Origin of the sequence: Azorhizobium oxalatiphilum, assembly GCF_014635325.1 — a bacterium.
Classification (GTDB): Bacteria; Pseudomonadota; Alphaproteobacteria; order Rhizobiales; family Xanthobacteraceae; genus Azorhizobium; species Azorhizobium oxalatiphilum.
Map to the genome: position 1 here is coordinate 115,553 of NZ_BMCT01000002.1, position 18,713 is coordinate 134,265.

An 18,713-nucleotide genomic window follows, 5' to 3' on the forward strand; every position below is an offset into this window, starting at 1 on the left:
AATGCGTGAGCCGTGTGCAGAGACCCACCGCCGGCCGCTAAGCTCCGGCGCCGTTTTCTTGGCAGATGGAGGATGCTTTGGAAGGTCCATCAAGCTAAATGCTTGAGATTGCTGGCGCGCCCTAGGGGAGTCGAACCCCTCTCTCCACCGTGAAAGGGTGGCGTCCTAACCGATAGACGAAGGGCGCTGCGGCGGCGTCCTTATAGGAGGACCATTCCAAGGCTGCAAGTGGCAGGGAAGACATTACCCCTCAAGCCTGTGGGTAGAGGCCGGAAACCATTGCGCCGCAAGGGTCCGCAACTCGCATCTCCAGTCGCTCTTCAGCAGGCAGGAGAGAGAATCTCCGGCCAAAGACATGGCGCAAGACATGGCGCATGCCGAAAGCCGGACATGCGAACCTCATGATGGCGGATAGGCGACGTGCACGACAGCCGCCGTCCATGGTCGAAATCCGCTGCGGGGATCAGGCCGCCTATGAGCTCGGGAGCAGGGGGACGAAAATCGAAAAGCGTCGGGGGCCGCATTGCGACCCCCGCGCTCACGTGGTCAGGCGCTGCGGCGAAGGCCGCTCACCACTTGCCGGTGTTCGGCATGGAGGACCAGGGCTCGGCCGGGGCCTTGGCCTCACCCTTCTGCAACAGCTCCACCGAGATGTTGTCAGGCGAACGGACGAAGGCCATGTAGCCGTCGCGCGGCGGGCGGTTGATGGTCACACCCGCCGCCTGAAGGCGCTCGCAGGTGGCATAGATGTCGTCCACCTCGAAGGCCAGATGGCCGAAGTTGCGGCCTTCGTCATAAGGCTCCGGATCCCAGTTATGGGTCAGTTCCACCTCGGCCACGCCCTCCTGACCGGGGGGCGCGAGGAAAATCAGAGTAAAGCGACCCGCCGGCACATCCTTGCGGCGGACCTCCTTCAGCCCCAGCTTGTTGCAGTAGAAGTCCAGCGAACGGTCGACGTCGGTGACGCGGACCATGGTGTGGAGGTAGCGCATGGCTGATCCTTGGCGGGGGAAGGGATATGCCGTTTCCGGCGGTGGCAAGGTATGACTTTTGAAGCCGATCTCAAGACCGCGCAGCAGGAATTGACTGCGCTGTTTGCGGAGGCACACCATGCGGTGGCCTTCACCGGCGCGGGCCTGTCCACGGAATGCGGCATCCCCGATTTCCGCTCGCCGGGCGGGCTGTGGAGCCAGAATAAGCCCATTCCCTTCCAGGATTTTCTGGCCCATCGGGCGGCGCGCAACGAGGCGTGGCGGCGCAAGTTCGCCATGGATACGGCTTTCTCCGGCGCGCTGCCGGGCAGGGGGCATGTGGCGCTCGCCCGGCTGCTGGAGGAGGGACGGCTCGCCGGCATCATCACCCAGAACATCGACGGGTTGCATCAGGCTTCGGGCGTGCCGGACGCGGCGCTGGTGGAGCTGCACGGCAACGGCACCTACGCCACCTGCCTCGATTGCGGCAGGCGCTACGAACTGGCCTGGGTGCGCGAGCGGTTCGAGGCGGCGGGAGGCGAGGCGCCCGATTGCCCGGCCTGCGGCGGGGCGGTGAAGAGCGCGACGATCTCCTTTGGCCAGGCCATGCCGGAGCAGGAGATGGCGCGGGCGGCTGCCCTGAGCGAGGATTGCGACCTCTTCATCGTGCTCGGCTCCTCGCTGGTGGTCTATCCCGCCGCCGGCTTCCCGCTGATAGCCCGGCGCAATGGCGCCCGGCTGGTCATCCTCAATCGTGAGCCCACGGATTTTGATCCGTTCGCGGAGTTCGTGGCGCGGGATGACATCGGCGACGTACTGGCTCCGTTCGCCTGCCCGGCGCTCTGATGGTAAAATCTCACGCGGCACTGCAACGAAAGGGTGTGCGCGCGGCTTTTAAGTTGCTATTCTCAAGGTTCCGTACTGTCCCCGATTGTGCGTCGATCAAGGTGGATCGTGTGTACCGGATCGGGCTTGTTGGGTCGGGGTTGCCATGGGGTCTGACACGCTGGGTCTCGGACCGCGACTGACCAATCCTTCGGAGGAGCCGGCGGAACAGCCGGTCGATCTGGTGGAAGTGGCAGGAGCCATCAAATGGTTCGATGCTGCGAAGGGGTACGGATTCATCGTACCCGATGGCGGCGGCCCTGACGTGCTGGTCCATGTGACCTGCCTGCGGCGGGACGGCTTCACCACGGCTCTGGAGGGGGCGCGCATCGTCTGCGAGGCGGTGAAGCGCACCAAGGGCATGCAGGCCTTCAGAGTGCTGTCGCTCGACCTGTCCACCGCCATCCAGCCCACGGCTCCGGTGACGCGCGCCCGCGTGTCGGTCTCGCCGTCCAGCGGTTTCGAGGCCGCGACGGTGAAGTGGTTCAACCGCCTGCGGGGGTTCGGCTTCCTCACCCAGGGCGAAGGCACGCCGGACATCTTCGTGCACATGGAGACCCTGCGGTTGCAGGGATTGACCGAACTGCGCCCGGGACAGAGCGTTCTGGTCCGGTTCGGCGATGGCCCGAAGGGGCTGATGGCCACCGAGGTCAAGGCGCCGGACACCCCCGCCGGAAAGCACTGAAGGCATGACGGGAAGTGCGTTCCGCACGTCCTGCGTCGTCGACGCGCCAGCTTCCCTGGGCGCGTTGGGTGGCAGGTTCACATCCATCCTGCGGCGTGCCGTCCGATAGAGTGCCCATGCCGCATCCCAAAGACCCTGACTGTGATCTATGCTACCTCAGAGGATGGTATGGGTTCGCTGTCGTGAGCCGTGGGACGCCGTCGATGCTGTCCCCGGCCCAGATACGCTTTTACCCTCTCACCCCAGAGCCATCCGGCCACCAGAGATCTCCATGACCGGCGCCTTCATTCGCTATTCCCGTTCCCTGTCCCCGATTCCGGCGCTGCGTCGCCTTGCGTTTCTGGCCCTGCTCACGGTCCTCGCGGCCGGCAGCCTCGGCCCCGCCGTGCAGGCTGCGGCGCTCGAGGCGGTCGAGATCGTCACCAAGAAGGGTGTGGTGGTCATCGAGGTCGAGGTCGCCCGCACCGACGAGCAGCGCGCCACCGGCCTCATGAACCGCAAGAGCCTGCCGGAGCGGCAGGGCATGCTGTTCGACTTCAAGGTCGATCAGCCGGTCGCCATGTGGATGAAGAACACCTACATCCCGCTGGACATGCTGTTCATCCGCGCCGACGGCAGCATTGCCCGCATCGAGGCGAACACCACCCCGTTTTCCGAGCGCACCATCTCGTCGGGAGAGCCCGTGCGGGCGGTGATCGAGATCGGCGGCGGCGAGGCACGCAAGCTGGGCGTGGCGCCGGGCGACAAGGTCAGCAACCAGCTGTTCGGGGGGCGCTGAGCCGGTCTCCCCCTTCCGACTCGCCTTGACGCCATGTCCTCACCTCCCACGATTTCCCGATTGTCCGGCCTCGCTTCAGCGGGGCGGCGTGGTGCTGGGCGGCGCAGGAAGATCACCCGGAGATCGCGGACCTTGGCCATTGGCGCGGTCTGGCTCGCGCTGGCGACGATCCTCTGTCTTGAGGGGTATCTGCTCTGGCAGGTGCGCACGGCGGCATGGCAGATGGCGGTGCGCACCGCCGAGAATGCGACGGCCACCCTGTCGGTGAGCATCGCGCGCAACCTGAACATCGTGGATCTCTCGCTGGCGGGCCTTCAGGAGACGGTCGAGCAGTTCGATCTCAGCGGGATGGAGCCGCGCCTGCGCAACAGCACGCTTTTCGACCGCGCGGCGAGCGCCGAGGACCTCGGCGCCATGCTGGTGCTCTCGGAGAATGGCGATGTGCTCTATGACAATGCGGGCTGGCCGCCGCGCGCCGGAAATTTCGCCGACAGGGATTATTTCCGGGTCCATGTGAATACGCAGCGTGGCCCCTATCTTGCCAAACCCTATGTGAGCCGCCTGCGGGAGGGCGATCACAGCGTGGCCATCAGCCGGCGGTGGTCTGATGCGGACGGACATTTCAAGGGGGTTCTGATCGGCGCCATCCGGCTGGCCTATTTCACCAACCTGCTTGGCCGCGTGAACCTCGGCCCGCGCGCCGTCCTCGGCATCGCGCGCGATGACGGAACAGTCCTGACGCGCGTGCCCTCCACCGATGGCACGTGGAATGTGGGGCTGGACCTCAGCCGGAGCGAGGTGATGCAGAAGGTGCTCTCCGGCGCACCGCAGCTCTTCAATGCCATGTCCAAGGTGGACGGCATCGAGCGAACCTATGTTTACGAGAAGATTGGCTCTTTCCCCCTCTATCTGGTGGTCGGCTTCTCCCATGCGGACGTGCTGGACAGCTGGATCACCGAGGCGGCCACCATCTTCGGGCTGGGCACGCTGGCCTGCTTCATCATCATCGCGCTCTTCCTGTCGCTTCAGCGGGTTCTGGACCGCCAGATGGATGTGGAGCGTGATCTGGAGCGCCTTGCGACCACGGATGTGCTCACGGGCCTCTCCAACCGCCGCTATTTCGACGAGGTTCTGCAGCGCGAATGGGACCGCTCCCGCCGCATGCTGGCGCCCTTGTCGCTGATGCTGATCGACGTGGATTACTTCAAGGCGGTGAACGACAAGCTGGGCCACGCGGCCGGCGATGCTGTGCTGCGCACCATCGCCAGTACGATCGCAGCCTCGCTGCTGCGGCCCGGTGACATGGTGGCGCGCTATGGCGGCGACGAATTTGCCGTGCTGCTGGCCAATACGGACCAGACGGGCGCGCTGACGGTGGCCAGCCGTATCCGGGAAGGTGTCGCCAGCCTGCAGGCTCAGGCTCTGAACGGGGGGACCATGGTCGCCGGCACGCTGGTGGCGGGCACGGTGAGTGTCGGCATCGGCACGGGGATCGTGGTGCCGGATTCCGTGTCGAGCGTGGAAGATCTGTTCCGCGCCAGCGACCGTGCGCTCTATCGCGCCAAGCGCGGTGGCCGTGACCGGGTGGAAGCCTGCGGCATCGAAGAGGGCATGGAGCCCTTCGACGAAACGGTTGCACGGTAGGGCGCTTCTCGGCCGCCGCCGTAACGTGCCGGCAGACGCCCATATGCGCAGGTGTCTAGCGGTATCTGCGTGGGCCGGTTCAGGGGGGAATGGTCGGAGCAGCAGGATTCGAACCTGCGACCCTCTGCTCCCAAAGCAGATGCGCTACCAGGCTGCGCTATGCTCCGACATGGCCTGAAGGCTTGGCGTGTCTACGTTCTTTGTGTTCCGCAAGCAAGTGCGGTGCGGGGATAAGTGGAACGGAATGGCACCAAATATGACGATTGAGCGCATGGGGTCCCGAAAAAATCCCGGACTTGTTCCTTAAATGTGACGTTGCCCCCGACCTTTATCCAGCAACTGGTTCGCCCTGACGGTTGGCTGACGTGCGCCCCGTCTTCAGGCCACACGGAACTCGAAAATTCCGGGGTTAGGGCTCATGCCGGCGGGCGCGCCAGAGAGTCATTGATGAGTGGCTGGCCCCCATCGCGTGGTCCGGTTGAACTCCAACGCATTGTAAGCCTGTCATGCGCATGTGCCGGCGGCACTATGGCGAGCCGGCCACACCAACCGTCGCGTCAGCAAGGCTCATGAACCAAGATTGCACCCGGACCACTCTATCGGAGCGGCCACACAGAGGCGGAAGCCGGGACCGCTAGCGCAAGCCCCCAAAAGCGCCATCTCGGTTCAGCAGCAAACGGCTCAGGAGCCCATTCGCCCCGGCCTCCGTCGTCCGGAGTAATTTCTCGGCCTCTTCCCAGGTCGTCGCGGGAAGGTTGAGCCGGCAATAGGCCCCGCATTCCCAGTTTGATGCCCGCCAGTCCCCCAGATTTCGCGGCACCTGCGAGAGCAGCATCAGACCCGAACTGTCCTGAATCAGCACCAGCGGTGCGCCGGACGGCGAGGGGGCGTATGCGATATGGACGTAACCGTCCTGCGGCGTTTCATCCGGGCGGCGGACGTCGAGGGGCCGGCCCTCCATAAGCTGCGCCCACGAGGTCCAATAATTGGCCATACCGAATGGCAAAGTGGCGGGGACCGCGGAGACGCCATTGTTACCCCAGAAGGTCGGGGCAACCACTTTCGATCCGGCCGGGATGGCCTGAGCGGCCAGATGAAAGGCCGCCCAGCGCTGATTGTTGGCCGCCAGCGCATCGCGCATCAGCAGATTGTAGCCGAGCGACAGCACACATATGGCCGCCATCAGCAACGCCAGCGGAGCGCAGACCAGACTGGAACGCCAGCGCGACGCCAGCAAGGCACTGGCGCTAAACACCACCGTTGCAAATCCAACCTGCGCGACGCCACTGGACAGATGACCCTGGATGTATCCGGCAAGCACGGTGTGCTGATAGGTGGCGGACAAGGACAAGACGGCTGTAGGAGCCAGCAGGAACATGATGCCCGCCGCCAAGAGCGCCCACAGGGCCCCTTGCGGGGCGCATACCTTCCGCAGCACCAGCCAGAAGCCACCTCCCCATGCCAGCAGGACCGCAAGGAAAGCCGGATCCGAGAAGAGCAGCCTTGCGACCGTATGGAAGGTGATCAGGGCGGGCAGGGCAGGGACGCCGGGCACGGCCTGTTGGGCAAGTCTGATGCCCTCCACGAGACCGAACGGCAGTATGGCCTTGGGCCACAGGGTCAGGAAGGTCTTCGCGAGGGCAACGAGATCGAACGAAGGCGTGACCCGAGCCGCATCCGAACCGGCCGGAAAAAGCAGCTTTCCGGAGGCATAGAACACGATGCCGATCAGCCACACGCCGCCATAGAGCCCCAGCAGGCGTCGCCGCCGCGTGCCAGACGTCTTCCAGACGAGAATTCCGGCCACCGGAAGGGTGAAGATGATGAAATCGTATTCCGGCCACCCCACGGCAATCAGCGAGGCGAGAAGGGAACCCGCAAGACAGAGCGGCGAGGGACGCTCGATGTGGCGCAAAAGCAGATAGAGCGAGAGCAGGAACAGGCTCGGCGAGAACAGCCCGATAAGAGGATAGCCCGGCGGAGCCATGAAGTAATAATGGATCGCGAAGGCACCGCAGGTGAGCGCAAGCCAGCCCGCTGCCACCGCCTCGTCCGTCAGCCGTCGGAGCGTGAGGAAGGCCAGAAGACCCATGGCAAGCAACTGGGCCTGATAGACCCACTCGCCAATCCAGGTGCTCCCGATCCAGACCCCGACAAGGGCGATGGGGACGTTGAAGAGGTGGGTCGTGCGCTGTTGCAGCTCCGCCGCCCAGATCGCGACCTGCGTCCAGGGCAAATCGGGATTGTGGGCCACAATCTCGAAATAGAGGTCATCATGGTTGGCGTGCCGTATGCCTGCGAGCATCCACCCAAGAAGAAGCAGGTTCGTGACCGCGAAGATCAGCGGCAGCCTGTCCCACAGGATGCCGGCTACGGGAGCGGCCTTAATCGCGGAGGTCTCGCGCCGGATGCGATCGCTCCCCTCTCCCCCCTGCGGCATCACTTCCCTCAAAGACATCGCTTCCAGAGATGGCACCTATACGCACTCGTCTGCGCGGTGTCACCGCGACAGCAGGCGGTCAGCTGTCGGCCTTTTCTCCGGTCACAGGTTGGTTTGCATCCGCAAGAAGATTCGCAGCAAACGCACTGACCCCTATGGCCTCTGTCCTTGTGGTAGTTTAGAGCATTGCGCATCTGCGCAGCAGTCTCTGGGGGGGGCATGTGGGACGAACGAATCGAATGCGATCAATTTGATTGCAGCCGGCTCTTGCATTCGATTCACAGCGTGAACCGGGCATGACGATCCACGCCGCAACATTCAGGTCGGCCCGTAAGCGGCTGCTGCAAATGCATTACGAAAGCGGGGTCGGGCACATCGGTGGCAACCTGTCCTGCCTCGATGCCCTGCTTGTTTTACATCACGAATACATGGGCCCGTCGGAGCGCTTTATTCTTTCCAAAGGCCATTCAGCCGGCGCCCTTTACGTCACGCTCTGGAGTCGCGGCCTGTTGTCCGATGCCCAGTTGTCGCAGTTCCATCGCGACGGCACCCTGTTGGCAGGGCATCCGCCCGCCTCGGGTCTCCCCGGCATCCCGTTTGCCACCGGCAGCCTTGGGCATGGCCTGTCGCTCGCCGCCGGCACCGCGCTCGCCCTGAAGCTCGGGCGCAGGAGCGGGATGGTCTACTGCCTGACGTCCGACGGAGAATGGCAGGAGGGCTCCACATGGGAAGCCCTGATTTTCGCCGCCCATCACCGGCTGCAGAACCTCACGGTTCTCGTGGACCACAACAACCTCCAGGGCTTCGGCCGCACTGCAGATGTGGCCTCCATGTCGCCGCTTGCGGAGAAGCTCGCCGGCTTCGATATCGCGCTTCAGAGCGTGGATGGCCATGATCCGGAGGCCATCCGGGCAGCGCTCGACGCGCCCGGCAATAGCTGTCGCGTCATCATTCTGGAAACCCAGAAGGGGCATGGCGTCAGCTTCATGCAGGATCGAATGGAGTGGCATTATCTGCCCCTCAAGGAGCAGGACTATCGGCGGGCGCTTCAGGAGATCGAGGCGCAATGAGACAGCAGCTTTGCGACGCGCTGGTGCTGCGTTCCAGCCGGCCGGACATGGTATTCCTGACCGGAGATCTCGGCTTCATGGCCCTGGTACCGCTTCAGGAGGCCATGGGCGAGCGGTTCATCAATGCCGGCGTCGCCGAGCAGAATATGATCTCCGTCGTCGCCGCCCTCGCGCGGGAAGGCATGGAGGCATGGGCCTACAGCATTGCTCCCTTCTGCTACGCACGGCCTTTCGAGCAGGTGCGCAATGACATCGCCTTCCATAATCTGCCCGTAAAGCTCATCGGAAATGGCGGTGGCTATGGCTATGGGGTGATGGGACCGACGCACCACGCCATCGAGGACTACGGCATATTGCTGGCTCTGCCGCATATGCGTGCCTTCGTCCCCGCGTTCGACGAGGACCTGAAAGCCACCATCGACCGGGCAGGCGAGGCATCCACGCCTTGCTACATCCGTCTTGGCCGTGGCGAGGTTCCGGCGGGCTACGAGACACCCGCCTATGCGCCGTGGCGCCAACTGGTTCAAGGCGGCGGAATGGCGGTGGTCGCCGTCGGGCCGGTCGCCGGCACCTATATCGAAGCTTTCCGCGCGCTCCCGGAGCCGCTGCGTCCGAACTTCTGGGTGGTCTCGGAACTGCCGCTGGACCTCAACCCGATGCCAGCCGATCTGCTCGCCCATATCCGGGCCGGCGATGGCCTGTGCGTCATCGAGGAGCATGTCCGGCGTGGCGGGCTCGGATCGGAAATCGCCCTGCTCATGGCCACGCAGGGCATCTCGCCCAAGCGCTTCGCCCATGTCCACGCCCGCGCGCACCATTACGCCACATACGGATCGCAGGCCTTCCTGCGGGCACAGTCCGGCCTCGACGTGGACAGCGTGCTCGCGGTGGTCGCCGAGCAACAGTCAGAGATCACTTGATGCCGCTAATCTCGCACATTCGTGCCCTGGATGGCCCCATCCTCGTCACCGGCGCGTCCGGCTTCATTGGGGCCAACCTGTTCAAGATGATCGCCGCCCAGCGGCGGGACGTGTTTGCCTGCGTGCAGCGGGAGAAGGGCTGGCGTCTGGCCGAGGTCGATGACGCGCAGATCGTCGCCGCCGACCTCAACGATGCCGTGGCCGCCAAGAACCTCATCGCCTCGCTGGCGCCGAAGACGGTGTTCGATTGCGTCGCCTATGGCGCCTATTCGTTCGAGGAAGACCCGGCACGGATCCACAAGACCAATGTTCAGTCACTGGTGGAATTCGTGCAGGGCCTGTCCGCTACTCCGCTGTCGGCTTATGTCCATGCGGGCAGCTCTTCCGAATACGGATTGAACAGCGCGGGACCGAAGGAAGAGGATGCCTGCGAGCCGAACAGCCATTATGCCGTCTCGAAGGTGAATGCGGCGGCATTCCTGCATTACATGGGGAAGTTCCGTAATTTTCCCGCGGTCAATCTCCGGCTCTATTCGGTGTATGGGCCGCTGGAGGACACATCCCGCCTGATCCCGACCCTCGTGCGCCGGGCGAGCCAAGGCGAGCTGCCGCCCTTCGTGGACCCGGACACCTCGCGTGACTTCCTCTATGTGACGGACGCCTGCGCCGCCTTCATCATGGCTGCCGCCAAGATGCAGCCCGATCTCTATGGCGAGAGCTTCAACATCGCATCCGGCCGCAAGACCACCATTGCGGAGCTGGCGCAGGTTGCCCGCACGACGTTCGGCATCGCCCAGGAGCCGCGTTTCGGCGAAATGGAAGCGCGCAAGTGGGATCTGGCGGACTGGTACGGCGACCCGGCCAAGGCCCAGACCCTGCTCGGCTGGGAGGCCAGTACCGACCTCGCCACCGGCCTGCGCGCGACGGCGGGCTGGGTCTCGACGTTGAGCGAGGAAGAGTTCGCGACCGGCACCAAGCGGAATTTCCTGAACCGGCGCCGAAGCATCTCGGCCATCATCGCCTGCTACAAGGACGAGCAGGCCATTCCGCACATGTACCGGCGGCTGACGGAGACCTTCCAGAGGCTCAAGATCGATTACGAGATCATCTTCGTGAACGATTGCAGCCCGGATGACAGCGCCCGCGTCATTCAGGAGATCAGCGCGCAGGACAGCAGGGTGATCGGCATTTCGCATTCGCGCAATTTCGGATCACAGATGGCCTTCCGCAGCGGGATGGAGCTGTCCACCAAGCAGGGCGTGGTGCTGCTGGACGGGGATCTGCAGGATCCGCCGGAGTTGATCGAGCAGTTCTACCCGCACTGGGAGCAGGGCCACGACGTGGTCTACGGCCGCCGCGTGAAGCGGGAGATGCCGTGGCACTGGGGCTTGCTCTACAAGCTCTTCTACCGTGTTTTCGCCGCCTTCAGCTACATCCGCATCCCGCTGGATGCCGGTGACTTCTCACTCATCGACCGGCGCGTGGTGGGCTGGATGCTCAACTCGCCCGAACGCGACCTTTTCATGCGGGGCATCCGCGCCTACGTGGGCTTCCGGCAGGTGGGGGTGGACTATGTGCGGCCTGAGCGCATGTTCGGCCGCTCGACGAACAACCTGCTGAAGAATATCGATTGGGCGAAGAGGGGCATCTTCTCCTTCAGCAACACGCCGCTCACCATGCTGACGGCGGCGGGGGTCGTCCTTTTGGGCCTGTCGTTCCTGGCCTCGGTGGTCACGATCCTGCTGAAGATATTCATGCCGGACATCGCTCCGAGGGGCGTCACCACGCTGCTGCTGGCAGTGATCGGGTTCGGCTCTCTCAACGTGTTCGCGATCGGCATCGTGGGTGAGTACGTGGCCAAGATCATGACCGAGGTCAAGCAGCGACCGCGCTTGATCCGCGCCGCTTTGATCCGCAACGGGCAGTCCACGGATATGCTGCCCGATGGCAGGACGTCACGCTGATGACCGGATCCGGTCCGTCCCGGCGCTTCTGAGGAATGGTTATGCGGCCCGCTCGCTCTTGTCCCGTCTGTGACGCTCCGGTTTCCCAGGCCTCGCTCTTCGTGGAAGAGAATATCGACACCACGCGGATTTCCGGCTTCAGCTTCGCCTCGCGCAAGGAGCCGGAATATATGTGCCATCGGCTGATGCGCTGCTCACGCTGCGACCTCGTCTATGTGAGCAATCCGCCGGGGCAGGACGAACTGGCGCGGGCCTATCACGTCTCCGACTACGACAGTTCGGAAGAGGCAACCGACGCCGCCGTCTCCTATATCGCGGCCATGCGCCCGATCCTCGCAAAACTGGCGCAGAAGGAGCGCGTTCTGGAAATCGGCTCCGGCACCGGGATCCTGCTGGAATTCCTGCAATCGGAAGGCTTCTCGACGCTGGTGGGGGTGGAGCCCTCCTCGGCCGCCATCGCCGCGGCACCGGCCCATCGCCGCGACTGGTTGCGCGAGGGCATTTTCATCGAGAGCGACTTCGAGCCGGCATCCTTCGATCTCATCTGCTGCTTCATGACCATGGAGCATGTGCAGGATCCCAAGGCGACGGCCATGGCGGCGCGCCGGCTGCTGCGCCCCGGCGGCGCCTTCGTGACCGTGACGCACGATTACACCAGCCTTGTTAATCGACTGCTCGGCAAGAAATCGCCGATCATCGACATCGAGCACATGCAGATCTTTTCCGGCCCCAGCCTGCGGGAGCTGTTCAGCCGCTGTGGCTATCAGGATATCGGCCTCAAGCCCTTCTACAATAGATACAGCCTGAAATACTGGCTGCGCCTTGCACCGCTTCCCTCGCCCCTCAAGACGTTCGTCCGCGCGGCATGCGGCAGGACGGGCCTCGACCGGATGAAGCTGGCGGTCAATGTGGGGAACACCATGGCTGCCGGCTTCGTCCCGCGCTGAGCGGCTGGCTATCTGCTGCCGCGGTTGAAGACGAAGAGCATCTGCAGGCCATAGTTCAGCGCCGAAACCGGCAGGACGACGATAGCCATTGCCACGATGCGTCCGCCCACAAGCGGGGACAGTCCCTCGATGAGGGTCAGATACGTCAGGAAAATAATGCCGTAGGTGATCAGGAAGCGCGGAATGCGCTGCGCCTTGAGATCACGAAAGACGATGCCGCCGGTGGTGGCGAAGTTGAACGAGATGGCCGCCACGTTCGCAAGGATGAGGATGAGCCAGGTGGGTAGGCTCGTGAGCGCGAGCACCGCATAGACGGCGAACCCGAACAGCGTGTTCAGGCCGCCGACGACCACGTAGCGGACGATGCGGTTGTTCCAGAATGTCAGCATGCGTCCGGATTGCCCTCGCCGGCCGGTCAGTGGCCCGTGCCCGCAGGGCGCGCGTCGCCAGACACCTGCCCGCCCGGCTTGGTGGCCGTGACGCCATAGCCCAGCGGATCCTCCTTCGAGCCGAGACCGCAGCGCACGCTGATGTGGGCGGCGACGACAAAGCCGACCGTGGCAGGCGCCAGCAGCAGGGCCAAAGGCCACGACCAGAGGGCACGCACCCGAGGCTTTGGCCTGATGAGACGCAGCGTGAGAATGATCAGCTTGTTGGCGATGGCGGCAATGTCGTTGCCGCGCTCCTGCACCTCCACGTCCACGAAACCTGCGGCGGCCATGCGGCTTGCGAGACCGAAGCGGGTGAAACGGCTGTAGTCATGCGGGATGTGGTGGACACGCGCGGACCATGGGACCGTGAGAAGCAGTCGCCCCCCGGGTTTGAGAACGCGATGCATGTCTGCGAGCAGCGCCTCGGGATCGGGGACATGTTCCAGCACCTCGACACACATCAGCGTGTCGAAACTGCCATCATCCATGGGCAAGCGCCCCCCGTCATAATAGACGACGCCCGGCACCCTCATCATGCCGAACGCGTCGGCCTTTTCGATATCGACGCCCATGTAACGAGCATCCGGCCCCAGCATGCCGGTCCAGGGCGCCTGACCGGCCCCCACGTCCAGCACCTGTCCCCTGACCGCACTCAGAGGGCCACGCAGGAAGCGGACGATCGTCCACAATTGCAGGTCCACGAGACAGCGAGTCCAGAAGAGCAACCGATTGTCTTCCGGGGGGCGCACCGCGATGGGTTGAAAAGCCTCTGCCATTCTCGTCTTTCGGGGCGTGCATGGAGCCCACCACAGGCCATCGATCGCTCGTTATCGCAGCAACTCGCGCATACGCAACTTAGATTCTCGGTCCCAACACACCGCTTGGTGCAGAGCGCCAGGCTTGGCCTTTGGTTGGGGATATATCGGCCCTGCTCAACACCTCCGCGTGCTGGGCGTCCCCTGCGGTCTCCGTGACGTTGCCCCACGTGCCTAATCCATTGTGACCAGGCCGTATCCGAAGAACTCCGTGCTCCGCATGGGGGATGGTGTGATCGAAGCAGACACTCACATTCAGTACGAGCTTGCGCGGCACGTTTGAGGATCATGCGATCCGGTCGGCTTCAAACCAGCGCAACAGGCCGGTTTCCGGGGCGCAGTTGATGTAGTCGAGCGTCTGCTCGCCTTCCGGAAGGACGTAGACCTCGTGCCAGGTCCGCAACTGGTTGCGGGCGCCGAAGTGCCGGTAGCGCTGGATCGCCGCGCCGAATATGGCTGCATGAGTCGCGTGACCTTCGGCCCAGCGTTCCATGTGCCCGAGCGACAGGAAATAGGCGAGCGCATGTTCCTCCGGTACGGTGGCTCCGTCCGCCGAAACCGTGCCTTGCCATCGCATCGAGAGACAGCCGGTGGGTTGGGGATTGTCGGCGAGGAAGTCCATGCCGGCCTCAAGCGGCACCCGCAGCTTCACCTCGTAATCAGCGAGCTGTTCCGCATCCATCCGTCCCCAGGTGTTTGCGGAGCGGATGACGGCGAGATTGGCCGGCGCGCGCACGTGCCAGCGCTCGCCGAAGCCGGCCCGCTCCGGATGGAAGGCGGGCTCGGCGAGCGGCGTCTCCAGCGGATCGGTGGCGGCCAGCGGAATGCGGTCGCGCATGGCGCCGTAATAGCCGCAATAGGGGGTGGGGAAGATCGAGACCTCCGGGCTGCGCATCAGTCCGGCGGGATAGTCCTTCCAGTAGATGCTCTCCTGCCGGTCACGCGGGACGGTCAGAACCTCGCGCCATGTGCCGAACGGGCCTCGGAGCCGCTCCGGCGCATCCCACCAGCCCTGCACGGCGGCATCGTTGCGCCACGTATCGAAGGCGGCGCCATCGACCCAATAGGCGCAGACCACATGTTCGAACTGCCCGCCGGGCAGACGCGAGCGGGCATGGTCGACGCAGGTCGGGCCGGACGGGTGGCCGACCAGATGGGCACGCGCCCAGTCGTGCAGTGGATGGGCCGCCAGAGCCTCCGCCGTTGCAGCCTGCGCGCCGAAGAAGGCGACGCGTAAAGTGGATTCATGCTCCGGAAGCAGGAAGGACCAGCGCTGAACCGCGGGTACGAAACCGTCCGGTTTGCGGATCGGCGCAATGCGGCTGACTGGGCCCACGGCTTCGACGGGCGCCGTATCCATGAAGGTGATGCCCTGATCGGTGGGGGAGGGAACCTCTCTGGCAGCAGCGTCCATATCCGTTTCTTTCGTCCTTCAGGCCTTCCGGCAGCATGCCCCGTGTGGGCGGATACGGGGAGCCCTCAATGATGCGAGCGCTCGTGCGCGAATGCAGTCGTGGTCCCGGCCCGCCTCAGTGCACACCGAAATAGGCGCGGTGCAGTTCCGTGTCCTCGCGCAGCGCCGCCGTCGTCCCCGAGGCGACGACCCGGCCCTGCAAGAGCACATAGCCATGGTCCGCCACATCCAGCGTCTGCCGTACATTCTGCTCCACCAGCAGGATGGTCATGCCGCTCTCCTTCAGCCTCCGGACGATGTTGAACACCTCGGAGACGAAGAGCGGCGAGAGGCCAAGCGAAGGCTCGTCGATGACCACCAGCTCAGGCTCGGTCATGAGGCCGCGCGCGATGGACAGCATGGAGCGCTCGCCGCCGGACAGCGTGCCGGCGAGCTGGCTGCGCCGCTCCTTCAGGCGCGGGAAGATGGCGAACATCTCCTCCATGCGCGCAGCGACCTTGCGGGTATCGCTCTGGAGCAGGCCGCCCACCTGCAGGTTCTCCACCACACTCATGCGCGGCAGCACGCGATTGCCCTCTGGGATGACGCCAATGCCGAGCGCCACGATCTTGTGGGTGGGCATGTCGTTGAGCACCGTCTCCCCGAACCGCACCTCGCCGGTGCGCACGCGATTGAGGCCGAGCACGGTGCGGATGAGCGTGCTCTTGCCGGCGCCATTGGCGCCGAGGATGCAGGTGACAGCGCCGGGCACCACCTCGATGGACACCTGCTTGAGCACATCGGCGCGGTCATAGCCGGAGGAAACGGCCTTCACGCTGAGCTGGCGGGGGCCGGGGATCTCTCCTGTGCTCATTGTCCGCTCCCCAGATAGGCGGTCTGGACCTCGCGGTCCTCGATCATGGCGTCGAACAGGCCCTCGAAGATCTTGCGGCCGAAATTCAGCACCACGCAGCGGTCGGACACGCGGCGGATGACATCCATCTCATGCTCCACCAGCACCACGGCCAGATGGGGCGCCTCCTCGCGGAAGGCGAGCAGATCGTCCATCAGGCGCCGGGTCTCGTCCGGCGTCATGCCGGCCGAGGGCTCGTCCAGCAGCAGCAGGCGGGGATTGGCGATCAGCGCGCGGCAGATCTCCACCCGCCGCCGGTCGATCATGGTGAGGTCGCCGGCGGGCCGGAACAGCGCCGCGCCGAGCTGGGGATTGAAGCGGCAGGCGAGCTGGTGCGCCCGCGCGATGGTGGCGTCGAGATCGGCCCTGAGGCGGCCCCGGCGGAACAGGGTGGAGAGGAGACCGAGCGGCTTGGCGCGCAGCACGCCGAGGGCGATGTTGTCGAACACGGTCTGGTCCAGCATCAGCCGGCAGCGCTGGAAGGTGCGCGCAACGCCGGCGCGGCCGATGGATTGCGGCGACTTGCCGAAAATGTCCACCGCATCCAGCGACGCCGCGCCGGAAGTGGGGCTGTAGAGCCCCGTGAGCACGTTGAAGAAGGTGGTCTTCCCGGAGCCGTTGGGGCCGACGAGACCGATGGTCTCGCCCTGCGCCACGGCGAAATCCAGCCCGTCGAGCGCCACCAGGCCGCCGAAGCGCTTGGTGAGGCCGGAACATGCGAGCAGAGCGGTCACGACGCGCCTCCCTGTTGACGGCCGAGGGTGCGCAGGGGCCGGGGCAGGATGCCGCCGGGCCGGAAGCGCAGGATGGCGATGACCACCACGGCGAAGATCAGCAGCCGGTATTCCTGAATGGACTGGAGCTTTTCCGGCAGGATGATGATGACCGCACCGGCGACGATGGCACCCCAGAAGTTGCCGAGCCCGCCCAGCACGATGATGGACAGCATGATCAACGACTCACCAAAGCCGGCCCCGTTCGGATTCACAAAGCCGTTCATCATGCCGTAGAGCGCGCCGGCCACCCCGATCAGGACATTGCCGGTGAGGAAGGCCGTGGCCTTCCAGCGCGCCGGGGAGAGCCCGAAGGCGGAGGCGGCGATCTCGTCGGTGCGCACGGCATCCATGGCGATGCCCACCCAGGAGCGCTCCAGCATCCGCCCGGCGAGGAAGGCCAGCGCGAACAGAGCCGCCGCCGCCAGCGCGTAAGGCAGATAGAAGGAAACGTCGAAGCCGGCGATGGTGGCGACATCGCCGAAGTCCGAGCCGAACGGGGCGAAGCCGGGGATCTTCATGCCCTGCGGCCCGCCGAAGGTGTCGTTCACCTCCAGCAGCGTGCGCAGCAGCACGCCGAAGGCGATGGTGACGAGCGCCACATAGTGGCCGCGCGTGCGCAGCACGGGCAGCAGCATGACGACACCGATGAGCGCGCTCACCACGCCGCCCGCCGCCAGCACCAGCAGGTGCGGCAGGCCGGTGTGGCCCGCTAGCACGGCGGCGGTGTAGGCACCGATGGAGAAGAAAGCGGCGGCGGCGAAATTGGCGATGCCGCCGAACGCCATCTGGATGTTGAGGCCGACGCCCGCCACCGCATAGAGCGCCACGGTGGCAACCATCAGCAGGCTGTAATGATCCTCGCGGAAGGTCCAGAGCAGCGCCAGCGCGGCCAGCACGGCGGAGGTGCTGGCGATGCCGGATTGCGTGCGGCAGGCCTCGGCGAGGCTGCGGCCCGCGCGGGAGCGATCGAGCAGCACCAGCGCGGCGAGGAAGGCGAGGACGAGCAGCCCCGTCTCCCATTGCTCGTGGACCTGCAACAGGCCGGCGAGCGCACCGAAGGCGGCCAGAGGCACCAGGATGGCGGCGGCCGTACCCGGCAGGCTGCGGGCCTGCGGCGGTGCGCCGGTGGCGATGGCGGCATCGAGATTGGTCGAGCGCATGATCAGACCCGTTCGCTGGAGCGTTCGGCGATCAGGCCGGTGGGGAACAGACCGATCAGCGCGATGACGACGCCGAAAGCGACCACATCCTTGTAGGCGCTCGCGGTGGGCAGGACGATGGTGACGAGGGTCTGCACGAAAGCGAACAGGAAGCCGCCGAGGATCGGCCCCAGCAGGCTGCCGAGGCCGCCCACCACGGCGGCGGCGAAGCCGATGACGCCGAGCACGAGGCCCATGCTGAAATTCACCTCGCGATAATAGAGGCCGAGCATCAGGCCGGCGACCGATGCCAGCGCCGAACCGAGCGCGAAGGTGCCGAGCACGGTGCGGCGGAAATCGATGCCGGCGAGGCGGGCCACATCCACATCCTGCGCCACCGCGCGGATGGCGAGGCCGATGCGGGTGCGGGTGATGAGCAGGTGCGTGGCGAGGATGATGCCGATGCCGGCGATGAGGATCAGCACGCTGTCGAAACCGATGCTGAACGAGCCGGCGGTGATCTGCCACTGCGGCAGCAGAACCGGGAACGGCTTGGGATTGCCGCCATTGGGCACACCGAGGCGGATCGCCTCGCGCAGGATGGTGCCGGCCATCAAAGTGACGAGCAGCACGTTGACGGGCGGGGCGTTGCGCAGGGGGAGCACGAGTGTTCCCCCGATCACCACCCCCGCCAGGCCGCCGACCGCGATGGCGGCCAGCAGCCCGAAGAGCAGGGACAGACCGGGCATGTCCACGAGAAGGCCGATGGCGGACGCCCCGCCGAGGGCGGCGAAGGCGCCGACACTGACCACGTCGCCGTGGGAGAACTTGATCACGTCCAGCACGCCGAAGAACAGCGAGAAACCGACCGCGATCATCGCGTAAACCATGCCCAGCATCAGTCCGTTGAACAGGTGCTGGGCGAGGATGCCCATGTCCATC

General features: G+C 65.1%; 17 protein-coding genes and 2 tRNA genes. 8 read left to right on the forward strand and 11 right to left on the reverse strand.

Translation table 11 applies throughout. The features are described 5' to 3' along the window. Positions 1-112: 112 nt before the first annotated feature. Both IEW24_RS09050 and IEW24_RS09055 read right to left on the reverse strand, forming a co-directional pair. Positions 113-187: transfer RNA gene (locus IEW24_RS09050), tRNA-Glu, on the reverse strand. Between the two features lie 382 nt (positions 188-569). Beyond that, on the reverse strand, positions 570-992 hold the full coding sequence (locus tag IEW24_RS09055) for a VOC family protein (protein WP_188577683.1): 423 nt from the start codon (positions 990-992) through the stop codon (positions 570-572). Positions 993-1,043: 51 nt separating this feature from the next. Here IEW24_RS09055 and IEW24_RS09060 point away from each other — a divergent pair, with 51 nt between their 5' ends. The 4 genes from IEW24_RS09060 (at position 1,044) to IEW24_RS28720 (ending at position 4,963) form a co-directional block, all read left to right on the forward strand. Then, positions 1,044-1,817, forward strand: coding sequence for an SIR2 family NAD-dependent protein deacylase (locus tag IEW24_RS09060; RefSeq protein ID WP_188577685.1), 774 nt, complete (start codon positions 1,044-1,046; stop codon positions 1,815-1,817). Between the two features lie 145 nt (positions 1,818-1,962). Beyond that, a complete protein-coding gene (locus IEW24_RS09065; RefSeq protein ID WP_188577687.1) occupies positions 1,963-2,541 on the forward strand; it encodes a cold-shock protein in 579 nt (192 codons plus the stop codon). Positions 2,542-2,812: 271 nt separating this feature from the next. Then, complete coding sequence (locus IEW24_RS09070) at positions 2,813-3,319, forward strand: DUF192 domain-containing protein (protein WP_188577689.1); 507 nt, start codon at positions 2,813-2,815, stop codon at positions 3,317-3,319. Positions 3,320-3,451: 132 nt separating this feature from the next. Beyond that, a complete protein-coding gene (locus tag IEW24_RS28720; protein ID WP_188577691.1) occupies positions 3,452-4,963 on the forward strand; it encodes a sensor domain-containing diguanylate cyclase in 1,512 nt (503 codons plus the stop codon). A gap of 90 nt (positions 4,964-5,053) precedes the next feature. Here IEW24_RS28720 and IEW24_RS09080 read toward each other — a convergent pair. Next, a tRNA-Pro gene (locus tag IEW24_RS09080) sits at positions 5,054-5,130 on the reverse strand. 467 nt (positions 5,131-5,597) lie between these two features. Next, complete coding sequence (locus IEW24_RS09085) at positions 5,598-7,439, reverse strand: hypothetical protein (RefSeq protein ID WP_188577693.1); 1,842 nt, start codon at positions 7,437-7,439, stop codon at positions 5,598-5,600. Between the two features lie 260 nt (positions 7,440-7,699). Here IEW24_RS09085 and IEW24_RS09090 point away from each other — a divergent pair, with 260 nt between their 5' ends. From IEW24_RS09090 to IEW24_RS09105, 4 genes are all read left to right on the forward strand, one after another. Continuing rightward, on the forward strand, positions 7,700-8,473 hold the full coding sequence (locus tag IEW24_RS09090; RefSeq protein WP_188577695.1) for a transketolase: 774 nt from the start codon (positions 7,700-7,702) through the stop codon (positions 8,471-8,473). Then, positions 8,470-9,393 carry a transketolase family protein gene (locus IEW24_RS09095; RefSeq protein WP_188577697.1) on the forward strand — a complete coding sequence of 308 codons (924 nt, stop codon included), beginning with the start codon at positions 8,470-8,472 and terminating at the stop codon, positions 9,391-9,393. Before IEW24_RS09090 ends, IEW24_RS09095 begins: the two co-directional genes overlap by 4 nt. Further along, positions 9,393-11,357: an NAD-dependent epimerase/dehydratase family protein gene (locus IEW24_RS09100; RefSeq protein ID WP_188577699.1), complete on the forward strand. Its 1,965-nt coding sequence runs from the start codon at positions 9,393-9,395 to the stop codon at positions 11,355-11,357. Before IEW24_RS09095 ends, IEW24_RS09100 begins: the two co-directional genes overlap by 1 nt. Before the next feature lie 101 nt (positions 11,358-11,458). After that, positions 11,459-12,304, forward strand: coding sequence for a class I SAM-dependent methyltransferase (locus tag IEW24_RS09105; RefSeq protein ID WP_244644269.1), 846 nt, complete (start codon positions 11,459-11,461; stop codon positions 12,302-12,304). An 8-nt stretch (positions 12,305-12,312) separates the two neighbouring features. Here IEW24_RS09105 and IEW24_RS09110 read toward each other — a convergent pair whose 3' ends face one another. The 7 genes from IEW24_RS09110 to IEW24_RS09140 form a co-directional block, all read right to left on the reverse strand. Further along, entirely contained in the window at positions 12,313-12,693 is a 381-nt protein-coding gene (locus IEW24_RS09110) for a GtrA family protein (protein WP_188577703.1), read from the reverse strand. A 26-nt stretch (positions 12,694-12,719) separates the two neighbouring features. Continuing rightward, entirely contained in the window at positions 12,720-13,460 is a 741-nt protein-coding gene (locus IEW24_RS09115) for a class I SAM-dependent methyltransferase (protein ID WP_210324170.1), read from the reverse strand. Between the two features lie 376 nt (positions 13,461-13,836). Beyond that, positions 13,837-14,964, reverse strand: coding sequence for a phenylacetaldoxime dehydratase family protein (locus IEW24_RS09120; protein WP_244644271.1), 1,128 nt, complete (start codon positions 14,962-14,964; stop codon positions 13,837-13,839). Between the two features lie 115 nt (positions 14,965-15,079). After that, positions 15,080-15,817 (reverse strand): ABC transporter ATP-binding protein, encoded by a 738-nt coding sequence (locus tag IEW24_RS09125; protein ID WP_188577707.1) that lies wholly within the window; start codon positions 15,815-15,817, stop codon positions 15,080-15,082. Next, a complete protein-coding gene (locus tag IEW24_RS09130; RefSeq protein WP_210324171.1) occupies positions 15,814-16,590 on the reverse strand; it encodes an ABC transporter ATP-binding protein in 777 nt (258 codons plus the stop codon). Before IEW24_RS09130 ends, IEW24_RS09125 begins: the two co-directional genes overlap by 4 nt. Further along, entirely contained in the window at positions 16,587-17,792 is a 1,206-nt protein-coding gene (locus IEW24_RS09135; RefSeq protein ID WP_188577709.1) for a branched-chain amino acid ABC transporter permease, read from the reverse strand. Before IEW24_RS09135 ends, IEW24_RS09130 begins: the two co-directional genes overlap by 4 nt. 2 nt (positions 17,793-17,794) lie before the next feature. Then, the gene (locus IEW24_RS09140) at positions 17,795-18,712 is read right to left on the reverse strand and encodes a branched-chain amino acid ABC transporter permease (RefSeq protein WP_210324172.1); all 918 of its coding nucleotides are present in this window, start codon (positions 18,710-18,712) and stop codon (positions 17,795-17,797) included. Between the last annotated feature and the right edge of the window lies 1 nt (position 18,713).

What these genes read in the sequence shown, in the direction of transcription:
- IEW24_RS09055 (WP_188577683.1), bottom strand. Translation starts at nt 992, where the DNA reads ATGCGCTACCTCCACACCATGGTCCGCGTCACCGACGTCGACCGTTCG.
- IEW24_RS09060 (WP_188577685.1), top strand. Translation starts at nt 1,044, where the DNA reads ATGACTTTTGAAGCCGATCTCAAGACCGCGCAGCAGGAATTGACTGCG.
- IEW24_RS09065 (WP_188577687.1), top strand. Translation starts at nt 1,963, where the DNA reads ATGGGGTCTGACACGCTGGGTCTCGGACCGCGACTGACCAATCCTTCG.
- IEW24_RS09070 (WP_188577689.1), top strand. Translation starts at nt 2,813, where the DNA reads ATGACCGGCGCCTTCATTCGCTATTCCCGTTCCCTGTCCCCGATTCCG.
- IEW24_RS09090 (WP_188577695.1), top strand. Translation starts at nt 7,700, where the DNA reads ATGACGATCCACGCCGCAACATTCAGGTCGGCCCGTAAGCGGCTGCTG.
- IEW24_RS09095 (WP_188577697.1), top strand. Translation starts at nt 8,470, where the DNA reads ATGAGACAGCAGCTTTGCGACGCGCTGGTGCTGCGTTCCAGCCGGCCG.
- IEW24_RS09100 (WP_188577699.1), top strand. Translation starts at nt 9,393, where the DNA reads ATGCCGCTAATCTCGCACATTCGTGCCCTGGATGGCCCCATCCTCGTC.
- IEW24_RS09110 (WP_188577703.1), bottom strand. Translation starts at nt 12,693, where the DNA reads ATGCTGACATTCTGGAACAACCGCATCGTCCGCTACGTGGTCGTCGGC.
- IEW24_RS09120 (WP_244644271.1), bottom strand. Translation starts at nt 14,964, where the DNA reads ATGGACGCTGCTGCCAGAGAGGTTCCCTCCCCCACCGATCAGGGCATC.
- IEW24_RS09125 (WP_188577707.1), bottom strand. Translation starts at nt 15,817, where the DNA reads ATGAGCACAGGAGAGATCCCCGGCCCCCGCCAGCTCAGCGTGAAGGCC.
- IEW24_RS09135 (WP_188577709.1), bottom strand. Translation starts at nt 17,792, where the DNA reads ATGCGCTCGACCAATCTCGATGCCGCCATCGCCACCGGCGCACCGCCG.
- IEW24_RS09140 (WP_210324172.1), bottom strand. Translation starts at nt 18,712, where the DNA reads ATGGACATGGGCATCCTCGCCCAGCACCTGTTCAACGGACTGATGCTG.